The 19,817-nt window shown below is 38.7% G+C and carries 17 protein-coding genes; 2 read left to right on the top strand and 15 right to left on the bottom strand.

Annotated elements, in window-relative coordinates:
• Window positions 1–11: 11 nt before the first annotated feature.
• The 12 genes from ACYVHJ_RS22770 to ACYVHJ_RS22715 are packed head-to-tail and all read right to left on the bottom strand — an operon-like array spanning window position 12 to window position 13,552.
• Entirely contained in the window at window positions 12–2,696 is a 2,685-nt protein-coding gene (locus ACYVHJ_RS22770; RefSeq protein WP_460519711.1) for a hypothetical protein, read from the bottom strand.
• A gap of 3 nt (window positions 2,697–2,699) precedes the next feature.
• Window positions 2,700–5,891 carry a baseplate J/gp47 family protein gene (locus ACYVHJ_RS22765; RefSeq protein WP_460519708.1) on the bottom strand — a complete coding sequence of 1,064 codons (3,192 nt, stop codon included), beginning with the start codon at window positions 5,889–5,891 and terminating at the stop codon, window positions 2,700–2,702.
• 5 nt (window positions 5,892–5,896) lie between these two features.
• Window positions 5,897–6,307, bottom strand: coding sequence for a GPW/gp25 family protein (locus tag ACYVHJ_RS22760; RefSeq protein WP_339901454.1), 411 nt, complete (start codon window positions 6,305–6,307; stop codon window positions 5,897–5,899).
• Window positions 6,308–6,320: 13 nt separating this feature from the next.
• The gene (locus ACYVHJ_RS22755) at window positions 6,321–6,614 is read right to left on the bottom strand and encodes a PAAR domain-containing protein (protein ID WP_303612184.1); all 294 of its coding nucleotides are present in this window, start codon (window positions 6,612–6,614) and stop codon (window positions 6,321–6,323) included.
• Window positions 6,615–6,621: 7 nt separating this feature from the next.
• Window positions 6,622–8,343: a type VI secretion system tip protein VgrG gene (gene vgrG / locus ACYVHJ_RS22750; protein ID WP_460519703.1), complete on the bottom strand. Its 1,722-nt coding sequence runs from the start codon at window positions 8,341–8,343 to the stop codon at window positions 6,622–6,624.
• 15 nt (window positions 8,344–8,358) lie between these two features.
• A complete protein-coding gene (locus ACYVHJ_RS22745; protein ID WP_339901451.1) occupies window positions 8,359–9,051 on the bottom strand; it encodes a CIS tube protein in 693 nt (230 codons plus the stop codon).
• A 5-nt stretch (window positions 9,052–9,056) separates the two neighbouring features.
• Window positions 9,057–9,206, bottom strand: coding sequence for a DUF5908 family protein (locus ACYVHJ_RS22740; protein ID WP_460519700.1), 150 nt, complete (start codon window positions 9,204–9,206; stop codon window positions 9,057–9,059).
• Window positions 9,206–9,646, bottom strand: a complete 441-nt coding sequence (locus ACYVHJ_RS22735) for a phage tail protein (protein ID WP_303612180.1) — start codon at window positions 9,644–9,646, stop codon at window positions 9,206–9,208. Before ACYVHJ_RS22735 ends, ACYVHJ_RS22740 begins: the two co-directional genes overlap by 1 nt.
• A gap of 2 nt (window positions 9,647–9,648) precedes the next feature.
• On the bottom strand, window positions 9,649–10,077 hold the full coding sequence (locus tag ACYVHJ_RS22730; RefSeq protein ID WP_303612179.1) for a phage tail protein: 429 nt from the start codon (window positions 10,075–10,077) through the stop codon (window positions 9,649–9,651).
• A gap of 33 nt (window positions 10,078–10,110) precedes the next feature.
• Window positions 10,111–12,084: a phage tail sheath family protein gene (locus ACYVHJ_RS22725; protein WP_460519695.1), complete on the bottom strand. Its 1,974-nt coding sequence runs from the start codon at window positions 12,082–12,084 to the stop codon at window positions 10,111–10,113.
• An 11-nt stretch (window positions 12,085–12,095) separates the two neighbouring features.
• Complete coding sequence (locus ACYVHJ_RS22720; protein WP_460519692.1) at window positions 12,096–12,953, bottom strand: hypothetical protein; 858 nt, start codon at window positions 12,951–12,953, stop codon at window positions 12,096–12,098.
• Between the two features lie 2 nt (window positions 12,954–12,955).
• On the bottom strand, window positions 12,956–13,552 hold the full coding sequence (locus ACYVHJ_RS22715; RefSeq protein ID WP_460519689.1) for a Pvc16 family protein: 597 nt from the start codon (window positions 13,550–13,552) through the stop codon (window positions 12,956–12,958).
• A 775-nt stretch (window positions 13,553–14,327) separates the two neighbouring features.
• Between ACYVHJ_RS22715 and kefF the strand changes: the two genes are divergently transcribed.
• On the top strand, window positions 14,328–14,912 hold the full coding sequence (gene kefF / locus ACYVHJ_RS22710) for a glutathione-regulated potassium-efflux system oxidoreductase KefF (protein WP_339901420.1): 585 nt from the start codon (window positions 14,328–14,330) through the stop codon (window positions 14,910–14,912).
• Window positions 14,913–14,916: 4 nt separating this feature from the next.
• Entirely contained in the window at window positions 14,917–16,794 is a 1,878-nt protein-coding gene (locus ACYVHJ_RS22705; protein WP_460519685.1) for a monovalent cation:proton antiporter-2 (CPA2) family protein, read from the top strand.
• A gap of 430 nt (window positions 16,795–17,224) precedes the next feature.
• On the opposite strand, the gene ACYVHJ_RS22700 is transcribed toward ACYVHJ_RS22705, so the two are convergent.
• The 3 genes from ACYVHJ_RS22700 to ACYVHJ_RS22690 form a co-directional block, all read right to left on the bottom strand.
• Window positions 17,225–17,548, bottom strand: a complete 324-nt coding sequence (locus ACYVHJ_RS22700; protein WP_460519682.1) for a YbjQ family protein — start codon at window positions 17,546–17,548, stop codon at window positions 17,225–17,227.
• A gap of 245 nt (window positions 17,549–17,793) precedes the next feature.
• On the bottom strand, window positions 17,794–18,312 hold the full coding sequence (locus ACYVHJ_RS22695; protein WP_460519679.1) for an energy transducer TonB: 519 nt from the start codon (window positions 18,310–18,312) through the stop codon (window positions 17,794–17,796).
• A 442-nt stretch (window positions 18,313–18,754) separates the two neighbouring features.
• On the bottom strand, window positions 18,755–19,624 hold the full coding sequence (locus ACYVHJ_RS22690) for a polysaccharide deacetylase family protein (RefSeq protein ID WP_460519676.1): 870 nt from the start codon (window positions 19,622–19,624) through the stop codon (window positions 18,755–18,757).
• Window positions 19,625–19,817 lie beyond the last annotated feature (193 nt).

Genomic DNA, 19,817 nt, shown 5'->3' with positions numbered 1-19,817 from the left:
GGCCTACGGGATTAAATGGTTCCTAAATTAGATCTTCCTAAAATTATTGTATCCCTCATTGCATTACTTTCATCTTCATCCTCACAATTATACAATGTGCCTGTTGGGTAAATGGAATGCAATTCAGATAATATTTTTATAAATGCTTCGTGGTATTGGAAATCTCCAACTGTAAGGCCGGAGAGAAAATATTCATAGGCTTGTTCGAAGGGACTCATTTGGTCTTCTTGTTCTAAATCGCCTGTATTGGCCCTTCCTATCCAGCAGATTTTGGCTAAAATGTGTGCAGGCAATTCTTCCCTGATAATATTCTCGAGAAAATCCCTGAAATCCCTATCAGCAAACCTAAAAGAATTGCCCGGTAATACGATGGTAACTCTATATGAATATGGGTCCAGGCAATTACCTGGCCCACAATCATCCTTGCAAAAAGGAAGAAAATGCTGATTATTTAGATCTTCCTCATTAAAATCCGGCCTTAACAAAATGTTTTCGACCACAAACATTCCTTCATCATCCATATGCTCAGCCATAAATGACTTAAAACTCAACAGGGCATTCTTGAAATTTTGAAAAGTAAAGAACTTCTGTTGGCTTGCAATAATAAAATCCGGGCTATCCTGATTAATAATATCCGGATCAGATATCCCGAATGAAAATCTACCGGTAGGGGAAATACTCACCTGAAAACAAGCGAAATAGAAACTTTCCTCCGGAACATCTTCAAATTGATCAAGGACAGTGTTAATCATTTCGAGAGATACTGCCTTGACCTGCTGAATCACCAAGTAAATATCCTTATGGGCAGCAGTTCTGCCATAGTAGAATTTATTGGAGCTTAATAAAATATTATTATTCAGGTCATAAATTCTCCATTTAAAACCAGCCTCCCCTTCTGAGTTGGAGGTAGGGAAAATTTCAACAAAAGACTTGGAAAGGTTTTTTCGGAAATAATTCTTTATCCCCACCAATAAAGCAACCCTTTTCTCAAAACCTGACACGTTGGAGCTATTCCATAAGTTTTTTGGGGATTGCCTAAAATAATTCATGGCCGTGGCCCGCTCAGCACTAATATTGCCATACTCTTTTAGGAAATAAGACTTGGTCTCCAACACCTGTTCATCTACTCCTGAGCCGTAGATTTTTTTCATTAAAAATGCATAGTCAGAAAATTTCTCACCAAAACGGGCCAAAAGATGATCTTTGAGTTGTTGACTTCTTTTGTTTCGCTCATCAAAGGGAGCCATCAAGTCTCCATATAAGTTGCCACTATCATAAAACTCGCCTAAAAATGTCTGATGGTCTCCAATATCCACAATGCTGGCAGTAAAATAAGTCCTTTCTTGGGTATCAAAAACGGACAATAAGTTTTTAACCTGACCGAGATGCTTAAAATAACTGACCAAAATTTGATCAAAAAAGGTTAAATAAGCCTTCAATTGGTTGGCTTTTTCCTGACGCCCCATTCCTTTGGCACTTTCAGGAATACCAAGTGGACCTACACCATATACCTCAGGAAAATCATTCCGTATACTGGTATATTCTTCAAGGGAATGACCATAAGGTTCAGGTAATGGAAACCCTTTCTCCTTGATCCCATATTGTTCTTCTCTAAATTGGTCACCTAGTGTTTTTTTATAATTAGAAACGGCCTCCTGATTAACATTAAGGGGCAGCAAGCCCTTGTAAAAGTTAAACTTACTTTTATCACATAAAACAGGTTTTTTACCCTCCGGAATTTCTATTACCCAACCATTACCTGAAAGGGATTCATCACAATGATTAAGGCTTAAATCCTTAATGGATTCCACCCCTTCAATATCCATAATCAAGTGGATAATATCAGATTGGCTGATAGTAGTTCTAAGTTTGGCAGCCTGTATTTCTTTCGGATCCAAATAGCCGTGTTTCAAATAGGGCCCCTCCAAAATTTCATCAGCAGAATACCCTTTAACCAGCATGTTTTCAAAAGAGTAAAAATGAAGATTGGGTGAGAAGTATTGTTCAATATTCCATTCAATTGTTGCAGCAATCAACTCTTCATCTGCATCAGGGCTCAACTCCATAATGGCACAAACCTGAATTGGATGCGCCTCCACAGGTAGCACTTCCACCAAGTCTTCGCATAAGTTTCTATTCTGATGGTAAGCCCGCATCACATTTTTTCTTATTTGATCAAATGGAATTTCATCAGCCGCATCTACCAATATTTTATGCAGTCCTTTTAACTCAAATGACTTTTTATCCTTCTCCGGAATCCCTTGCCAAATATCAGGTTCATAAGCCATTTTTAAGTTTTTGCAATCCATAAAAACTTCTTTCTTATAAGGCTCAATCCAACTGTTTTTGACACCTTCAATGTCCATAAATAGCATCCGGTAATCCAACTCAGTCAATGCCTTGCATGGCAAAACATCCGGGGCCATATGAAAATGCTTTTTAAGGTAGTTTGTTTTATCCCCTCCCAACAGTAAGTCTTCCACAGGCAGGGAAAGCCTATGGCCCAGATCAGTTATGGCATAGGCTAGAATTTCTAATATTGTAATACCAGGATCATGGGTATTGTAATCCGTCCAAAGTTTATTGCCCAATCTTTGAATAACTTTAATTCCTTCTTCCTTTAGAAAATGAAAGTCTTGGTCATCTTGTGAATGAACTTCTTTTGAAATGGGACGATATGTGTTTTGATCCATCATTTATCAATTACTAAGGGGGGCATAAATGGAAATATCATGAGATTTTGCAGCCACCAATACATGTTTGGGACTACTTGGAAGAATATCATTGCCCATCTCTACATTGTTTCTAAATATTCTGGGTTCTTGGATAAAATCCACATAACTCAATTTTTCAATAAAGTATACCAAGCTACTTTTATTGAAATGACTGTTAAAATCTATCGCTAGTTTTTCTCCACTTGTCCATGGTGAAAGGTAATTTATGATATCCTCCTCTAACTCATTCATAAAGAATGCTTTATCTACTCCCTGGTTAAAGGTTACTTGAAGCCTAATTCTTACCTCCTCATATTGTGGATTGACCACTTTAATCGCTAGTCTTGGTGCAGCTTTCTCTTCTAAAAAGCCTGTGATTTCATTTAACTTCGCAGCGCTAAATGTTGGTTGAAAGATGTCATACACATTTTTATTCAAGGTGTCAGGGATAACCAAAACCATCACATGACCGGGGGACAAGAAGGAGGTTGAACAGGTATGGTTAAGACATTTGACCTTATATACCTCAGGGAAGGCTTGCAATACCAGATGCTCCATATCCCAAAGTGAAACAGCTCTGTTTTTGTGCCGCAGCCTTTCACTCGCTCTGATATAAAATTCATTGTCTTTTTCTGTTGCCTTCCCTCCAAAGGAATTGAAAGGTTGGGTTACACTTTTAATTCCTGCCTTTCTTGCGATCATTTTGGTAATGCTTTGGGCAGGCAGTCCCTCCTTTAAATGACTCAAATCATTGTCATTGTCAACCAAAACTACTTCAATGGCTTGGGCGAAAATTCCCAGTACCCTACTCGTAGCATTATATGCCTTGGTCGAACTTACCCTTATCCATATCAATGCATTGTCCATTCTTTGGTGGGAGGAAAAAGCTTCTTCCGGTAAGGAAAAAGTGATGATGCCTGATTTAAGCAAGTTATCTGTCTGATCAGAAACAATATGTTCCCTTTCTAGCTCCAGCCAATAATTGCCAGCTAGAACGGACCACTTTAATCCTTCATTATCATCTGGGTTATTTAGGGAGGGGTTTTCACTTCCTTCCAATACCTGAATCAGTAAAGAAAGTTGCTCCAAAGGAGCCAAGCCTGAAATGCCAATACACATTTCACCTGCCGTTGGGGAAAAAGGAAAGGCATACAATTCATTGTCAGGTGTGTGAGCCAAGGCTGTTTTTGTACTTTTACTTTCCTCATACCACCCAAAATCATCCCTTACAAAAAATTGTAAATCAGATTCCTCGGAATTGCTTAAATTAAACAAATCCTCTGTTTCGTACTCCACCTGAAGGTTTTCCAATAAAGGGATATACGGTTCATTAGGAATAGGCGTTTCAGGTTGATCACTAGACATTGCCAAGGCATAAATTCTAGGATACATTTCCGAGAGGAAAGACTGCAATAAGGTTATCTTAATGCCTTCCCTAAGCTCCAATCGGGAGTTTCCTCCTTCGGGCAAAATATCAAAACTGGTTTTGAAACCTTCACTATCAGTTTCAAACAAAACTTCTTCCGGTAACTTTGTTTCCCATCCTTGATCTTCCTTAAGTGAAAGACTTGCTTTAAAGTGATTATTCCCTTTAACAATAAGGTTATTCGGATCTGGATTTACTATAATTTTATTGTCTAATAAAGGGCCCCTAAAACCTGTGGGCTGCAATAAAAACGACTTAATGGGTTGAGCCAAACTTGCATTGGCTACAAAGTGTTGCGAAAAGTAATTGTCTTTACTCAGGTATTGACTCCCAATGTCTCTGTATCCATAATACCAGTCTTTGAAGTCTTCAGGTGTGTTGGCCCATTTTCCACTTAAGCTGACTTTTTTAGGGCTTTTCTTTTCCCATTCGGAATACTTGACGTAGAAACTGCTCCCTTTTTTAGGAATACTTCCAAAGGGTTGAAAAGGCTTTTCGGGGTTTAAGACACCTAAATCTGACTCAATAATTGGTGTATTGATATTATTATAGCTGGTTTGAATGGTAAGGTTTTGAAGGGGTGTCTCTCCTATTCCTTTTATCCATTGAAAGGCTTTGGTAGAATTGCAAGTTATGTCAAACCATATCAATGGAGCTCCTTTACCTTTGATACCGCCATGAATTTTCGCTTGTTGATCCACAATTGCAGGTAGGGATTTACCCACAAAAAGGACAATTGTAAGTTGCTTACCTGATATACTGGATTTAAAATTGCTTTTTTCCGGGTGATCACTTGGAGAAAGTGCAACCCATCCTTTATCACCAGTATATTCAACGGAGAAAAGTTGGTGGATATCATGAGCGGAACCGGAAAATGGCAGGTTCTTTTTAAATGTAAACGAAAAACTCAAATACTTATCTGAGTCAGCTGAAGACCACAAAGAGGTGACCGATACTCCAAATCCGAATGAAGCATCCTGCAATTCAGGGTAACTTGCATTGGCCAAGGGATGACCAAAAGGCCACCATCCTTGGTTGTCATCTTTAAATGCCTCCCCCCTTCCATCAAGAGAATCAGCAACCTGACTCACTTTAATTTTTTTCCCGCCGGAGTCAATGTACCTATTTTTTATTTGACTTACTTGGGCAAGATTAGGAATAAAATCATATTCCAAGCTATAGGTACGTTTTTTCCCGGTGTCATCCACACCTCCATCGAAGGTTGTCCCTTTGGTTAAAATAGGCTTGGGCCCTTTACCACTTTCTATTACAAGAAATGCTGCATCAGAAACAGGAGCTAATTTAGAGAATCGCAATACTTTCTTATAATAAAAGTCCAAGTGCCTTTTCGTAATATTATTTAGGCTGTGACTGGAATTTTCTAAAAGCTTCAAAAAAGTTATTAGCAAGGTTAACTGGGGCTTTAAGTTTCCCTCTTTTTCAAAAAGCTCCAGTCTATTATGAATTGATTGAATCAACTTATTATAAGCAATACTACCTTTTTCAGGCAGGGTTTCCTCCAATTGTAAATCATCAAAAAACAGTTGCCAATTGTCTATGGTGACCTTTGAGGTGTCGGCCGGAAAAAAAGGTATATATCTAGCAAAATTATTGGCAAAGAGCAACCAGTCACCTAAGTCCAGATCCATTAAATTTAAAGTTGATGGATCCAAAGCCGGATTTATTCTCATTGCTTGGGAGGTGCCTTTCCTCCACAAGACTTTTAATATGTTCAGGTTATCTGGCTGCATATTTACTATATCGATGTTCCTTCATTCAAGTAATAAGGATAAACCATATTCATTCTGGAATTGGTACTTCTGACCAAATAATTTAACTTGATCAATACCTTTCCAGTAACCAATTCTTCTTCAAGAATTTCAATTTTTTCAACTTCTATTCTTGGTTCATGGTATAAAATGGCCGTCCGAATCAGCTCTGATATATAGGTTATGGTTGTCCGGTTTAAATTTTCAAACTGTAACTCATCCAATTGGCAGCCATATTTAGGCTGCATTACCCTTTCACCCAAGCGAGTTGACAATAAGATCCATAGGCTTTCCTGTATATCTATTAGGCCTGTGCTCATCTTCACAGAGCCTGAATCTTTTTCAAAAACTGGTGGAAAACTCCAACCTTTCCCTAAAAAATCTAAATCATCTTCCATATCCCTATCCTTTTTAACCTATAAGTACAGTGGGCAATCCTGCCACGATAGACCCGCCATGGCTGGTGCTATCTCCCATTCTGGCTGCCGGCATTCCACCAATTAAAACCGTAGATGACCCTGCTACAATGCTATCCGGCGGACCAGAACAAGTAGCCATATCCCCTACCCTTGCCGCAGGCATTCCACCGATCAATACGGTGGGTTCTCCCGGCGGTAATATAGGTCCTCCAACATGAGGTACTCCTCCGGGGTTAACCATCGGGCAAACATGCATATCTGTAATTCTTGCTGCAGGTAATCCCATACTATTATCAATTTATTTGTATCAATGAACCTTTAACAGTGGTGGTACCACTACTGGAAAGTGTGGCAGCTGCACTGCCCTCAGCTTTTAATTCGGCTTGAGATTTAATATTTATGTTAACACCTTCCAAATTAATATCACCCGTACTCTTGATGGTCATATTCGATCCACTCTCCATCACTATGCCCTCTCCATTCATGGTAACCGAATTTCCATGATCATCCGTAATGGTAATGGCATCCTCATCCTCATCCAACACAATTTTTTTTCCTGCGGGAGTCTCTATTTCCATTTTGTTCAACTCATCATCAAACATCACCTTCATTCCAGACCTGGAAACATATCCTTTTTGATGGTTGTCATCCGAAAGCTCCAAATGACTGGGATGGCTGCTACTGTTTAACATGCCAAGGACCACTCCTTGATTGGGGTCTTCATTGATAAAGCCCACAATTACCTCATCCCCAATTTCAGGTCGAAAAGCAAAACCTCTTTCATCGCCTGCTTCTAAGGAACTTAACCTGCACCAGACTCCCTGCTCTTCTTCATTGATCACAGGAAACTTAACCATGATTCTGTCTTCACCGTCGGGGTCACCTTCCAATTGAGAAACTATCCCCACTTGCAAACCTTTTACCGCTGCTAATAGCCCCGAAGTAGGTTGGGTATGAATAGAAAATTGCTCTGTAAACCATTCAGGGTCCATCCCAAATTGCACGTCCATTGTCCAATTTCCATCCGCAATCTGATGCCTAATTCCGGAAACATAGGCATCTCCGGAAAACCGGTTACCAACCCCATTTAGGGATAAACACTGACCCGGAACGGGCTCAGAATTTCCTTGAATCTTTACTCTCCCTCTAGTTTTGGCAAGCTGCTGAAACATCCACTTGCTATCTGCCCAATCCTGTAATAGGGCATCAGCAATTTTACCTCCATTTTTTAGATCCACAGGATCTAGACCCATCAAATCCGATAATTCATCGGGACTAAGGTTGCCATTGAGATTAAAGGCCGGGTTGGTCGCTTCAATTTTTATCATTTCATGGTCGGTAGGATTCCATCCAAAAGACGAAACTCCGGGAACCTGGTTCCTTCCATCCATTTCAGCATCAAACTCCATAATATTATCTCCAAACTGTACAGACCTCACACTACTTTGCCCGGGATCAGGTTTAGCAACTTGAACCTTTCCATTTTCTACGTTTACTACCATACCATTGGCTTGGGCTCTTGCCACCAAAAAATCCCAATCGGTACACTGGTATTGGATCATCTCAGGATGGGCATAATTGGTAGATTCCACAGCTGCTTCAAGCCCATTTCTTGTGATTAATTCTTCCATCAAATCACTGTCTTTGGAATCGTAGAAATAGCCCGATTTGCGGTTTTTGGCCATTTTAAATACCTGATCCTTACAGTCAATTTCCAATATAGCACCTTGACTTCTAATCTTTATTTTGTGATTGATTATAATCCCTTTAAATATGGTTACCACTTCACCATCATAACCCGCTAATACCTCAATTTCATTGCCGGGTAACAGGGTCGATTCGTTACTAATAGGAAAATCACTTTTGGCCGGATCCCCATCTAAAACCACTATTTTGGCCATTGGAATTCTATTCAATTCTCGGTGAGTTGAAACATTCATTACCTGAATAGTATCAGGCAATTCATTTTGGGAAACCATAACAGTCAAGGAAACTATACTTCCGGTATTTATCATCTTTATCTTATAATTTTATGCAGAACCTTGCTTGTCAATGGGAGGAAAATAAATGGCTTGGCCGGGGCTTAGGTTCCTGAAATTAACCAGTTTATTTACCCTCGCCACTTCTAAATAATACTTTGGATCTCCATAAATCCTTTGTGCCATCAAGGGCAAATTATCCCCAGCTTTGACAATTCTATAATGGGTTAAATCCGGAGAACTTCGGTTCTCTTTTGCTACCCTTAGATCATCCTCAACAAAACCTTTAAACTTTGCCTTGGCTACTGCCCTTAAAGGTGTACCATCTGGCCTAAATAGCTTGAATTCCACCGTCATTTCCACCAAGCTGCCCTTAAATAAAAGACTACCCCAGGATATCATTACATAATTTGGCTTATGTTCTTCCCCATTGTAGTCAAGGACTACCTTCTTGAAATGTTCAATATCATCGATAATGCCATCTTCAGCTTTTTCTTTCCCTTTGACTATTCCTGTCCTATCAAATAGAAATTCTAAATCTAGTTCTTCAGGTAGCTTTTTACTAAATTTGATGGGAGCAGCACTGGTTCCGGGGGCCTGATCCTCATTCTGCTCAATCTTGTACTGATAAGCATATTTTTCCGGATTTAGCAAGGTTGTAAACTCTCCATCGGCTACTTTATCACTGAATTCAGGATCGCTATATGCGATCAATTTTAGCTTCTCTAATTTCCCTTCACTCATGACAATTACCTTTCTTTTTTAGATTTAAGGATTTCCATCACCTGTTCCACACATTCAGCTACTACTTTTTCTTTGTCCACACTTGCACCTTTTTTCGCCTTCCCTGCTTCTTCCACATGAAATTTGATATGCATTTCTTTAATATTTATTGCCATTAGTTGATTCTTGTAAAGTATTGGTATGAAAATTCCATGCTTTCGATGGCCATTTTGCTCTCCATTGAATTGAAAGGTTCAATGGCCAGTTTAACGGGAAAGGCATTGACCACATTCCATGTAACTAAGGGTTCATGTTTCTCATTTAATAAATCTATGGTAATGGTCTTGGTCTCAAAATTGAAATTCTCCATGGACTCTTTGAACCAGTCAGTCAGCCCCGTTGAACCTGCCAGGCCTTTTTTTAAAATCAAATTGGAGTATTTGGTTTTTACAGGTAGTTTGTGCTTGAACCTGTTTTCCCCACCTTCTGCATATTCCTCTGTATCCATACTCACATCCAACCCTGAGACAGATTGAAAATAAGTATCTTCTGTATCCTCCAATCCCGCAATAGAGACTTTAAAATGAAAGCTTACATAGGGATAAGTATCAGCCATAGTTATTCATTTTGTATGCTAAGACCTTCATGCACCAATTCCATGGTTTGGATGGCTACTTCATTGCCATCTGCTTTTAAATCGGTGGATTGAATCTTGGTAGGCCAGGCATTTTTTACTTTCCATGTCACCACAGGTTCATGCTCTTCGTTCAGAAGTTTTATGGTGATGTCTCTGCGCTCTATCTGATTCAAGCTGACCGTATTCCACCATTCATAAAACTCATTATCCCCTGCAAAAGTCCCGCTTTTCAGGGTAATATTGCTGTATTTTTGAAGTCCCGGCATCTTTATTTTACTGTATTCCGGGCTAGCGCCATGCCTGTATTCAATGACTTCCGTTTCCACATCAAGACCAGAAACTTCCGTAAAACCTATTATTGTTCCTCCCCAATCAACGGAGAAATGAAACTTCGATAATGGATAACTCATGATTTTTTACATTTAAAGGGTTAAAACAAGAAATCAGGATTCCTGCATTTTGTGTGAAAATTTCAAAATGATAAATTCTGCAGGGCGGACAACCGCCATGCCTATCTCTACAATCATTTTTCCTTCTAAAACATCCATAGCCGTCATGGTTTGACCCAACCCAACCCGGACGTAAAAAGCTTGCTCAGGCTTGGCCCCGGCCAATGCGCCTGCCCTCCACTGAAGGATTAGAAAGTTCTCAATCATGGCCCGAACTTTGACCCAAGTGTTGGCATCGTTAGGGTCAAACACGAATTGCTGGGTGGCATTTTTCACAGATTCCTCCACCATATTGAAAAACCTTGTCACTGAAACAAAACGCCATTCATTGTCATTTCCGGCGAGGGTTCTGGCTCCCCAAACTAGGGTTCCTTTACCCGTGAATGAGCGAATAGCATTTATTGACTTTCCCGCAATGGTGTCTACATTCAACCTATCCTGCATATCATTGGTAATTTTTACAGTAGGCTTGACCACATAATTTAAGGAAATATTGGCAGGAGCTTTCCATACTCCAATATTTGAATCCACTTTGGCGTAGATCCCTGCTATTAGGGCGGAAGGCGGTAAGATCACCTTAACTTTATTTATTTCTGCTTTAATCTTATTGTAAGTAGCACTGTCTATGGCTTCAACCTCACTAAGTGCCAGCCCATTAAGTGCACCTTCTGATTCCATATCCAGCTCCTCAATATCTAACATTGCGTCCAAAATAGCAGGATCTATTAAATCTAATACTGATTGGAGCAAGGCACTAACATCAGTACCGGTAAGCGCTGTATTTGCATCTCCTGATGCCTGCTTAACTGCTGTTCCGTCAATGTCTTGATTTAAAATATCCAGATGCCCCTGAAGTGTGGCAATAAAGGAAGGAACATCTCCGGCTTCTTCGAGTTCGGCATTTAGGGCATCAGCCGCTTCAGTAGCTGCGGTGGCAAGTGATTCGTCTTGCTCTTGAGCCATAGCCGCTACATTATTGGTATCTTCTACAATCTCAGCCATAAGACCTACAAACTCGTTCAATGCATCTACAATTGCACTCAATGGATCAACAACCGTACTTTTATTGGTCACTGCATCCTCATCGGTACCTCCTTGAATGGTGGAATCTGCAGCAGTTAATCCGGATACTTCTGTAGGTAAGTCTGTCATGATCCCCTCTGCCTCTACCAGGATATCATCCACTTCTTCTAAGATATCAGAAACCGGAGAAGCGTCTGTTATTAGGTGTGAAACCTCGGTTTGTTCCGGGTCATAGCTGTAATTTAAAATGGTCTCTAAGTAAGGAAAATAAACAGCCCCATATTTCTTTTCTTCAATATCAGAAGTTATTAATTCTCTCACCCCTGACTCCAAAGAAATCTCTGTTTCCATAGTATTGGTGTAAGTGTCGATGATAGTAAACCTATCTCTCATTTTCCTACACAAAGCCATGGCATTGTTGTAAATGGCATAAAATTCTGCAGCCTCAGGAAGCGAGGTAGCGTCAGGAAATAAAATCAAAGTTGGCTCATCTTCCTTTTCCAATTCCTGTAAACCTGTATTTAAAGCTGCCATGGTTACAGGGGTAACCGGATCCGCATCATCATATATCCCTACTGAAATTATGTAACAAGGACCTCCTCCATTGGCAAAATAAGCCTGCATCGCATAGTACATTAGAAAAGGCGATTTGTCCTCGGGATCTGGAGCCTCCACCAAAATTGATTTCTCTCCGGCCTCTTCCGTTACCTGAACCTTAAGTCCCATCTCCGGCTCCGGTCCACCAAAATATGTCTCATATTCCAGCAATGAAACAATTCGTTTAGGCTCCAAGTACAATGTCTCACTTGTGTCAGCCTCCTTTTCTCTAGCTTTTTCTGTGTAACCTATAAAAGCCGGAATTGCGGTTTCTACTTGGGCTACGGATGGGGGAAATTTCGATATTTCCTCAATGTATACACCTGGGGTTCTATAATTTGCTGCCATGGTTCAACCTGTTAAATATAAATTTCTGAATAATAATTGTTTTCATCTATCCTGATACGCTCAACACTTGGGTTGGGAAATTTTAATTCACTCAAATCATCATTGGGTTCATCAAAATCTGAATCCGATTGGATCTGAACGAAACCGTTTTTAGTCAGTGGCTTTGGGGAGTTGGTGGTTACACTGCTGTTATTTGCTTGCTGGTGGTAGGTCCAATAAGTACTTCTATTGTCAAAATTAATCTTGAAAACTGTTGGATTAACTTTTAGGGTACCATTTACATTCGTGACATTCAAGTTCCCATTTTCCCCTTGCATACTTACCAAAAGGAGACCTTTTGCTTGATTGCCTTCGTTAGGATTAACCCCTTCAGCAAAATAAGTATCAACACTTTCTCTGGGAACTACAAAGGCCTCTGAAAATACAGTATTCTCACTTTCTGTAGGCATTAATTCAAAATCTACCTCCTGAAAATGCTGAGGAATAAAATTTGACAGTAGAATTTTCCCATTCGACAAGGGATCCATGGCCGTATAGTTTTCAAAATAAGGATCCTTATAAGAAATAAGAAAAGACAATACCAAATCCTGTTCTATATTGATAAAGCTTTCTTGAACATTTTCTTCCATCACCCGAGAAAAAACGATTATCCCTTCGTTGGTAAATCTATAGAGCAACTGAAATCTTTTGAAGTTTTTTAAGGTAGCTTGGGTGGGAGTTATTCTTAAGAAATCCTGCCAATTGTATTTTCTTAGATTGGACTGTCTGTCATCTTCTTCTAAATCCTCAAAAGCCACCTCTCCACTATTGAGGTAGTAGGCATGATATACCTTTAGCAAAAACAATTTCTTATATTGAGCAGCTATCATGGTCAGTTTTTCTTTTTAAGCTCAGTATGCACACTTTCTATCAAAGGACCTTCACTATGTGTCAAATCCCGTTCTAAAGAAAGTATATTGAGTTGATATAAAACTGAAGGCAGTTGTTTCCCTCCCAAGGTTCCCCAGATAAAATTCATCTCTTCAAAGGTGGGGGTATATAGCTCTAATGAGAAATCGAAATCTCCAACATTTTCCATTGCTTCCAATTCTCTATTGAATACTGTATTGTATTGATTAAATCTTTTCTTTCCTTGAAAAAATTTAATCACTGCAGATAGATCCCTTAAAGAGTTACTGTAAAGATTTCTATTGGCAGAAAAAAGCAGGAATAAATGTAGGTTGATTACCCTATTCTTGTACTCCACTTTTCCATCGTTAAATCGTTGGTTAGGAAAGTTTTTTAATGCACCTTCCTCATGTAAATTTACAAGCGTCAAAACCATCTTATCTCTCATGGCATCTGCCGCTTCGGTGGTCCCTTCAGCCATGGCGATATTATCTATCACGACATCAGAATTCTCCAGCCCTAATCCCTCAAAATAATGGTTGATCTGCTCTTTTAATATTTGAAAAACTTCAAAAATCATCAGTCAGTATAACAGAAATGAAACAACAAGACAACAGGAATTAAAAAATCCCACAATATGTCAGAATGAATAAATAATAGTCAGTTTAAAAGTATTCATTAAGGTTTTGGAAAAATATTAAATTAACCCAGACAAAGGTTAATTGTTACAGTTGGCTATCTCAAAACCTTATTCATTAACTCTTCTCCAATTTGCGTGAAATTTATTATAAATCCAAACCTTTAAGTGTAAAAATTCAATTAAAAAAATAGGTATTATTACATAAAAAATTTTTGTTTTCATTATCAATAGTAAATGTATAATTAAACTAATTCAGTCCAATTCATTTTATACTAATAGCCCATATTTGCAGGTATTGAGAGGGACGATAAGCTATTGTATTGATCTCATTAAAATTTAGCTTGGATCATTCCCTTCCATGTATTGTTCCTATACAATCTCAGCCTTCGGTAATTTTTAAGGTGATTCATTTTTTTCAAAGATTTCGGAAAGGGTTGACGATGGAATAATTAGCACCTAATTGCGTGCAAATACTTGTCCTTTACCGGAAAAGCTTTCCTATCTATGCAAAAAAATAACTAGCTTTGGTTATTGAAGACTATCTTTCAACCTGAAATGACTATGATTCGGCCGATATTGGGTCAATAGGCAATTAGGTATTTGCCTATCATGCAAGTTCTGTTTTCAGGCAAAATCAGCCCAATAACTTGGAAACTTTCACTGAATATTCTTATTTCGGTTGCCTGAAATGTTATTATTGCTTATTTAAAAAAAGATGAAAAATATACTGGTCCTGATGGCACACCCCAAATTGGAGCATTCAAGAGTTATTGCAAACCTTTTGGATGCTATTAGTGGTTTGGACAATGTTCAAATCACCGATTTATATGAGCGCTATCCGGATTTTAATATAGATGTTCAGCATGAACAGGAAGCCCTTTTTGGGGCCGATATCATCATATGGATGCATCCCTTGTATTGGTATGCTGCTCCGCCTCTTTTGAAACAATGGATGGATTTGGTCTTGGAATACAACTGGGCCTATGGACACAATGGTATCTACCTCAAGGGAAAATACCTATTCAATGCCATTAGTACGGGAGGCTCTCCGGATGCTTACAGTGAAAAAGGTCATCATGGTTATCCTTTAAAAGAATTCTTATTGCCTTATAAGCAAACAGCAAGCCTCTGCAACATGATTTATTTGCCTCCCTTTCATGTAGCTGGAACCCATAATATAAGCGTACACAATTTGCAAAAAGAAGCCAACGACTTTAAATCCCTTATCCTGCATCTTAGGGATAAGAAAGAGCTAGAAAGTTTAATGAAGCTTAACTTTTTAAACGACTTCAACCAATAGCATCATGGAAAACGGGTTTTTATTTCAGGCCATCATTTACCTTTCTGCCGCAGTAATATGTGTTCCTTTAGCCAAAAAAATTGGAATGGGCTCTGTTTTGGGCTATTTGCTAGCAGGCATAATCATCGGCCCTTATATTTTCGGCTTTATTGGGGAGGAAGGAGAAGACATCATGCACTTTGCAGAATTTGGAGTGGTCATGATGTTATTTCTTATTGGCTTGGAACTTGAGCCTTCCAAACTATGGAAAATGAGGCAGATGATTACCAAGGTAGGGCTTTCACAGGTTTTGTTAACCACCTTAATCTTTTTTGGCTTCCTCTATTTTATAGGTACCGGGTGGAGACAATCCCTTGCTATAAGTACTTCCCTTGCCCTTTCCTCAACAGCCATTACCTTGCAGTCGCTCAAAGAAAAAGATCAAATGAATACTGCTGCAGGAAGAAATTCTTTTGCGGTGCTATTGATGCAAGACATTGCGGTAATTCCAATTCTAGCCATATTGCCTTTAATCGCCTTGGCTGCCAGCTCAGACGTGGACATGGAACATATGAGCCCTATTTCCCAGTTTCCCGGTTGGCTGCAAACGATATTGGTCTTCGGTGCGGTCATATTAATAGTGGTGGCAGGACGCTATGTAATAAGCCCCATGCTAAGTTTAGTGGCAAAAACCAGGTTAAGAGAGCTTTTTGTAGGTGGAGCTTTGCTGGTGGTATTTGGCATTGCTTTCCTTATGGAGATGGTAGGTTTGAGCCCTGCCTTGGGCACTTTTCTAGGTGGCGTGGTATTGGCCAATTCACAATTTAAGCATGAACTGGAAAGCGACCTGGAACCATTCAAGGGCTTATTACTAGGATTGTTTTTTATCGCAGTCGGTGCCTCCATTAACTTTGGATTGATCAGCGAAAATGCATTGATGGTTTTTGCCATTGCCCTTTCTGTTTTGTTGATAAAAAGTCTTGTTCTCTTTGGGATTGGCAAGGTGAATAAAATTAGCACAGATCAAAACCTAATATTTGCTTTAGGTCTAAGCCAAGTCGGTGAGTTTGCCTTCGTAACCTTCTCCTTTGCCACCGAATTACATATCATGAATGCAAAAACAACAGAGATTTTTATGGCTGTGACTGCCATAAGCATGACTTTTACTCCGCTGTTATTATTGCTCAATGAACGGCTTCTCCTCCCCTATATTGGCACCAAAGAGAAAGACGATAAGCCTCATGATGAAATGGAAGAATCCAACAAGGTAATTCTTGCAGGTTTTTCTAACTATGGCAGTACAGTGGGAAGATTTTTAAGGGCGAATGGAATAAAAGCTACCATTCTGGACAACGACTCTGACCGAGTTGACCTGCTGAGGAAAATGGGATTTGAGGTGTATTATGGAGATGTTACCCGGGTAGACCTACTGGAAATGGCCGGGGCCGGGGAGGCAAATATTCTTATTTCTGCCATCAGAAATCCTGAAACCAATTACCACTTGGTTTCATTGGTCAAAAAGCATTTTCCAAACTTGGAACTGATGGTGCGAGCAAAAGACAAACTGGAAGCCATTGAATTAAAAGATCTAGAGGTTTCCCAGGTTTACATACAAAATTTGGAAAGTGCGGTAAAATTAGGGAAAGATGTACTGGTAAAACTAGGTTTTAGAGCGCATACAGTGCATGTATTAGGCCAAAATTTCATTAAATATGATGAAGACTCTTTGGAGGAACTGGTTAAGGTAAAACATGACAAAAACACCCTTATCTCCAAAATGAAAAAGTCCATAGAAATGCAGGAAAACCTCGTTTCCTTTGAGCTAAAGCGACGCTTCAGCATTAACGATCATGCTTGGGATGCTGAAAGCCAGAAGGAAGCTACGGAAAAAAATAAGGAGTAATTCTAAGATAGCCTAGCATTTTTGTGCGTACTCAACCAGAGGACGAACTGATCCAAGTTGAGAGAAGGATAAAATGTAAATGAAAATATTGAAAGTTTTCAATTTTTATTAGCCTTAACCCATAATTTCTCAGTTGATCGTATAAGCCGGGTATAAAAATTTACCTAAAGCCCATTATTAAAACTAATATCCTATTATTAGAATTTAACCAATAATTCAATAGTTCAAAAGAATGGTTTCTCAAATAAGCATTCGCTAATAATGAAATAACAGATGAGTAAATTATGATGAATTTTAGTTGTCTCGATCTTCAAAGTTTTCCCCATCTTTGATATTGATTCGCCTAATCATCAGGAAAATGAATATAACTAAAATGACGCCCCAAAAAACCCACTGAATGCCCATAATCAGTTTAAAAAACGGTTCCATTTCAGGTAAACTTTACAGCTGTTCCATAGGCTAAGATTTCTGATGCTCCTTCCATTACCATAGAGGTAGTAAGCCTAACGCTCACAATTGCATCTGCACCAAGGATCTGTGCATCATGAACCATTCTTTGCATAGCCTGCTCCCTTGAATGGGCTTGTAATTTGGTGTATTCTTCAATTTCCCCTCCAATTATGGTTTTCAGTCCTGCAAAAATATCTCGGCCAATATTTCGGGATCTTACAGTACTTCCTCTGGCTATACCTAAAATTTCGACTATTTCTTTTCCCGGTATGGTGTCTGTTGTGGTAATAATTATTTTATTCATTTTCTATATTGTATTTTGATCTTCAATATTAACTTTAATTATAAACTTCGATTAAGCGGCTACCTGTATTTTCTAATATTTACATTTTTCCCTAAAGTGTCCTTCTTTTGACTGTTTACTTATGCAGTTGGGAAATAAGCTAACCTAACAACAGCAGTTAAGGTCGTATGCAAGTATAATCTCTAATAATGAATCAATTGAACGCTATCGCAATAGAAAAAAAATGCATACATATCATTTTCAACTTAATTCACCAATTTAAATTTAAAAGGTAAATTTATCCAAACTTTTACAGGTTGCCCTGCTTTCATTGCAGGAGTAAACCGAAGGTTTTTTACCTCAAGATCAACCGAGTTACTCAGTAAAGGGTGTGCATTTGTGATAATCTTATGCTTTAAATATTCGCCATTTTCCCCAACGAGGATTCTGACAACTACACTGCCTTCAATTCCTGCTTCTTTGGCTTTGGAAGGGTAGCCAATAGCCTGATAAATCTCGCCTAAATTTAATGGTTTTGGATCTTCATCCACCAAAACAACAGCGTTTATTGTAGGATCTGCGTCTGTTGAATCTTTCGCTATTTTCTTTTCCAATAGTGCATTTGTATTTAGCGTATCCTCAATAGAAGTGGCCTTATTAATTGTATCTGCAAGCACAGGACGCTTTTCATTCGACTCGGTATGCTCACTTTTATCAGGATTTGAGGAACAAGATGAAATTATCAGCCCTTGTAGAAAGACCATTAAAAAAAGAGAAATTTTCATTGGCAGAACTATTTTTTTAACTGTTTTAATTATATAAAATATAGTCCCTGACTTTCAACAACTAATTTATAAGCCAATTTAACCAAATCTTCTATAATTCTATGACTTATCGATCAATAGCAAGAAAAATTTAATGTTAATGCATTGTCTAGCGTCTAAATTTAATTGCTCATTTACATAGAAAAAAGTCAAAGTGCCGGTTAACTGATAGCAAGTCAAAAATCGAGATATCCATAAAATCTCCCAACTGAGATTGTGGGATTTTATGGGAAGGAAAAGAAAGCAGGCACTTGATGGGCCTCATCAAAATAGCATATTTAATAAAATGATGCTATTAATTTTATTAAGCTACATTGAAAATCATAATTAGCGTAAAAAAGTATCCAAGCATATTTCTCTCTATTAAGTCTTAAAAGAAAATTACTATTTTGAATTCGATTCCTTAGCCCCCGTATATTTTTTTTCTAATTTCATCCCAGGTAATCAATTGAATGTTTTGCTCTTTGAGTTTTGATTTGACCTCCTCATTGGTAAAAAAGTCAAAGTCTATCTGTCTCCATTCCGAACCAAAATTGGGATGATTTATTGTTATTCCTTTCATCTCATCATCGTCAAAAGCAGGATGAATTAAAATCAAGTTTAACCCTCCCTCCAACTTGTCTAAAACAGCAGCATAAAAACCTGCTAGTTCTCCTTTTTCAAAATACTTGAAATCTCCCATATGCACATTATCGACAAATAGCTCTTCTTCATAACTAGACAGGTTCACTTCTAGGCCTACCATTTCAAAAAGCTGCTTACTAAGTACCAGGGGTAATTTGTATTTTTTCCCGATTCTGCGATAGGCATCTAAAAATTCAGGCTTGGCGCCGACACTATACATATGGGAATCAATATGGGTAGGTTTGATTCCAATTTTCAGGGCTCTTTCAATTTGGGCGGTTAGTTCTTTCTCAACGTGTTCAACTGTGGCATTTTGGGCTAGCTTGTCCCTCTTCTTAAAGAAAAAGCCGTTTTCATCGACTAAACTTGGAACTTCAGAAACAGGCAGCACCGGGCCAAACCGATATTTTTCCCATTCACAGGTCAAGGTCAGGTGAACCCCATTGTCATATTGGGGATTATTTTTGGCAAAAATAGCCATTTCATAAAACCATGGACAAGGTACCATGATACTGTACGAATTTACAACCCCTCTTTGTAGAGATTGAATGGTTGCTCTGTTTTCGGCATGTGCAAGCCCTGCATCATCTGCATGGATTATCAAAAGCTTGGTGCTTTCTGAAAAACCTAATTTTTGTGCTGCATTCATTTTAAATAAATTCTGTAGGATTAATGTTTCAATAAATTAAAAAAGAAAGTTTCCTTAGTAATACTGCTCAGCTTTGAGACCACAGGGCTGCAAGTAGGTGGTGACTTATCTGCTGAAGATTACTATTGGTGATTTCCTCTTCTTAGCTTTGGTTATTGGGTGGGCTTAAATTTGATTGGAAGCAAGTGAAATT

This window comes from Cyclobacterium sediminis (genome assembly GCF_054781075.1).
Note: the sequence above shows the minus strand (reverse complement) of the source record. Positions and strands in the feature narration are given on the sequence as shown.

Bases quoted from the DNA above. Each gene is read 5' to 3' on its own strand.
- ACYVHJ_RS22770 (WP_460519711.1), bottom strand. From the start codon at position 2,696: ATGATGGATCAAAACACATATCGTCCCATTTCAAAAGAAGTTCATTCA.
- ACYVHJ_RS22765 (WP_460519708.1), bottom strand. From the start codon at position 5,891: ATGCAGCCAGATAACCTGAACATATTAAAAGTCTTGTGGAGGAAAGGC.
- ACYVHJ_RS22760 (WP_339901454.1), bottom strand. From the start codon at position 6,307: ATGGAAGATGATTTAGATTTTTTAGGGAAAGGTTGGAGTTTTCCACCA.
- ACYVHJ_RS22755 (WP_303612184.1), bottom strand. From the start codon at position 6,614: ATGGGATTACCTGCAGCAAGAATTACAGATATGCATGTTTGCCCGATG.
- vgrG (WP_460519703.1), bottom strand. From the start codon at position 8,343: ATGATAAATACCGGAAGTATAGTTTCCTTGACTGTTATGGTTTCCCAA.
- ACYVHJ_RS22745 (WP_339901451.1), bottom strand. From the start codon at position 9,051: ATGAGTGAAGGGAAATTAGAGAAGCTAAAATTGATCGCATATAGCGAT.
- ACYVHJ_RS22740 (WP_460519700.1), bottom strand. From the start codon at position 9,206: ATGGCAATAAATATTAAAGAAATGCATATCAAATTTCATGTGGAAGAA.
- ACYVHJ_RS22735 (WP_303612180.1), bottom strand. From the start codon at position 9,646: ATGGCTGATACTTATCCCTATGTAAGCTTTCATTTTAAAGTCTCTATT.
- ACYVHJ_RS22730 (WP_303612179.1), bottom strand. From the start codon at position 10,077: ATGAGTTATCCATTATCGAAGTTTCATTTCTCCGTTGATTGGGGAGGA.
- ACYVHJ_RS22725 (WP_460519695.1), bottom strand. From the start codon at position 12,084: ATGGCAGCAAATTATAGAACCCCAGGTGTATACATTGAGGAAATATCG.
- ACYVHJ_RS22720 (WP_460519692.1), bottom strand. From the start codon at position 12,953: ATGATAGCTGCTCAATATAAGAAATTGTTTTTGCTAAAGGTATATCAT.
- ACYVHJ_RS22715 (WP_460519689.1), bottom strand. From the start codon at position 13,552: ATGATTTTTGAAGTTTTTCAAATATTAAAAGAGCAGATCAACCATTAT.
- kefF (WP_339901420.1), top strand. From the start codon at position 14,328: ATGAAAAATATACTGGTCCTGATGGCACACCCCAAATTGGAGCATTCA.
- ACYVHJ_RS22705 (WP_460519685.1), top strand. From the start codon at position 14,917: ATGGAAAACGGGTTTTTATTTCAGGCCATCATTTACCTTTCTGCCGCA.
- ACYVHJ_RS22700 (WP_460519682.1), bottom strand. From the start codon at position 17,548: ATGAATAAAATAATTATTACCACAACAGACACCATACCGGGAAAAGAA.
- ACYVHJ_RS22695 (WP_460519679.1), bottom strand. From the start codon at position 18,312: ATGAAAATTTCTCTTTTTTTAATGGTCTTTCTACAAGGGCTGATAATT.
- ACYVHJ_RS22690 (WP_460519676.1), bottom strand. From the start codon at position 19,624: ATGAATGCAGCACAAAAATTAGGTTTTTCAGAAAGCACCAAGCTTTTG.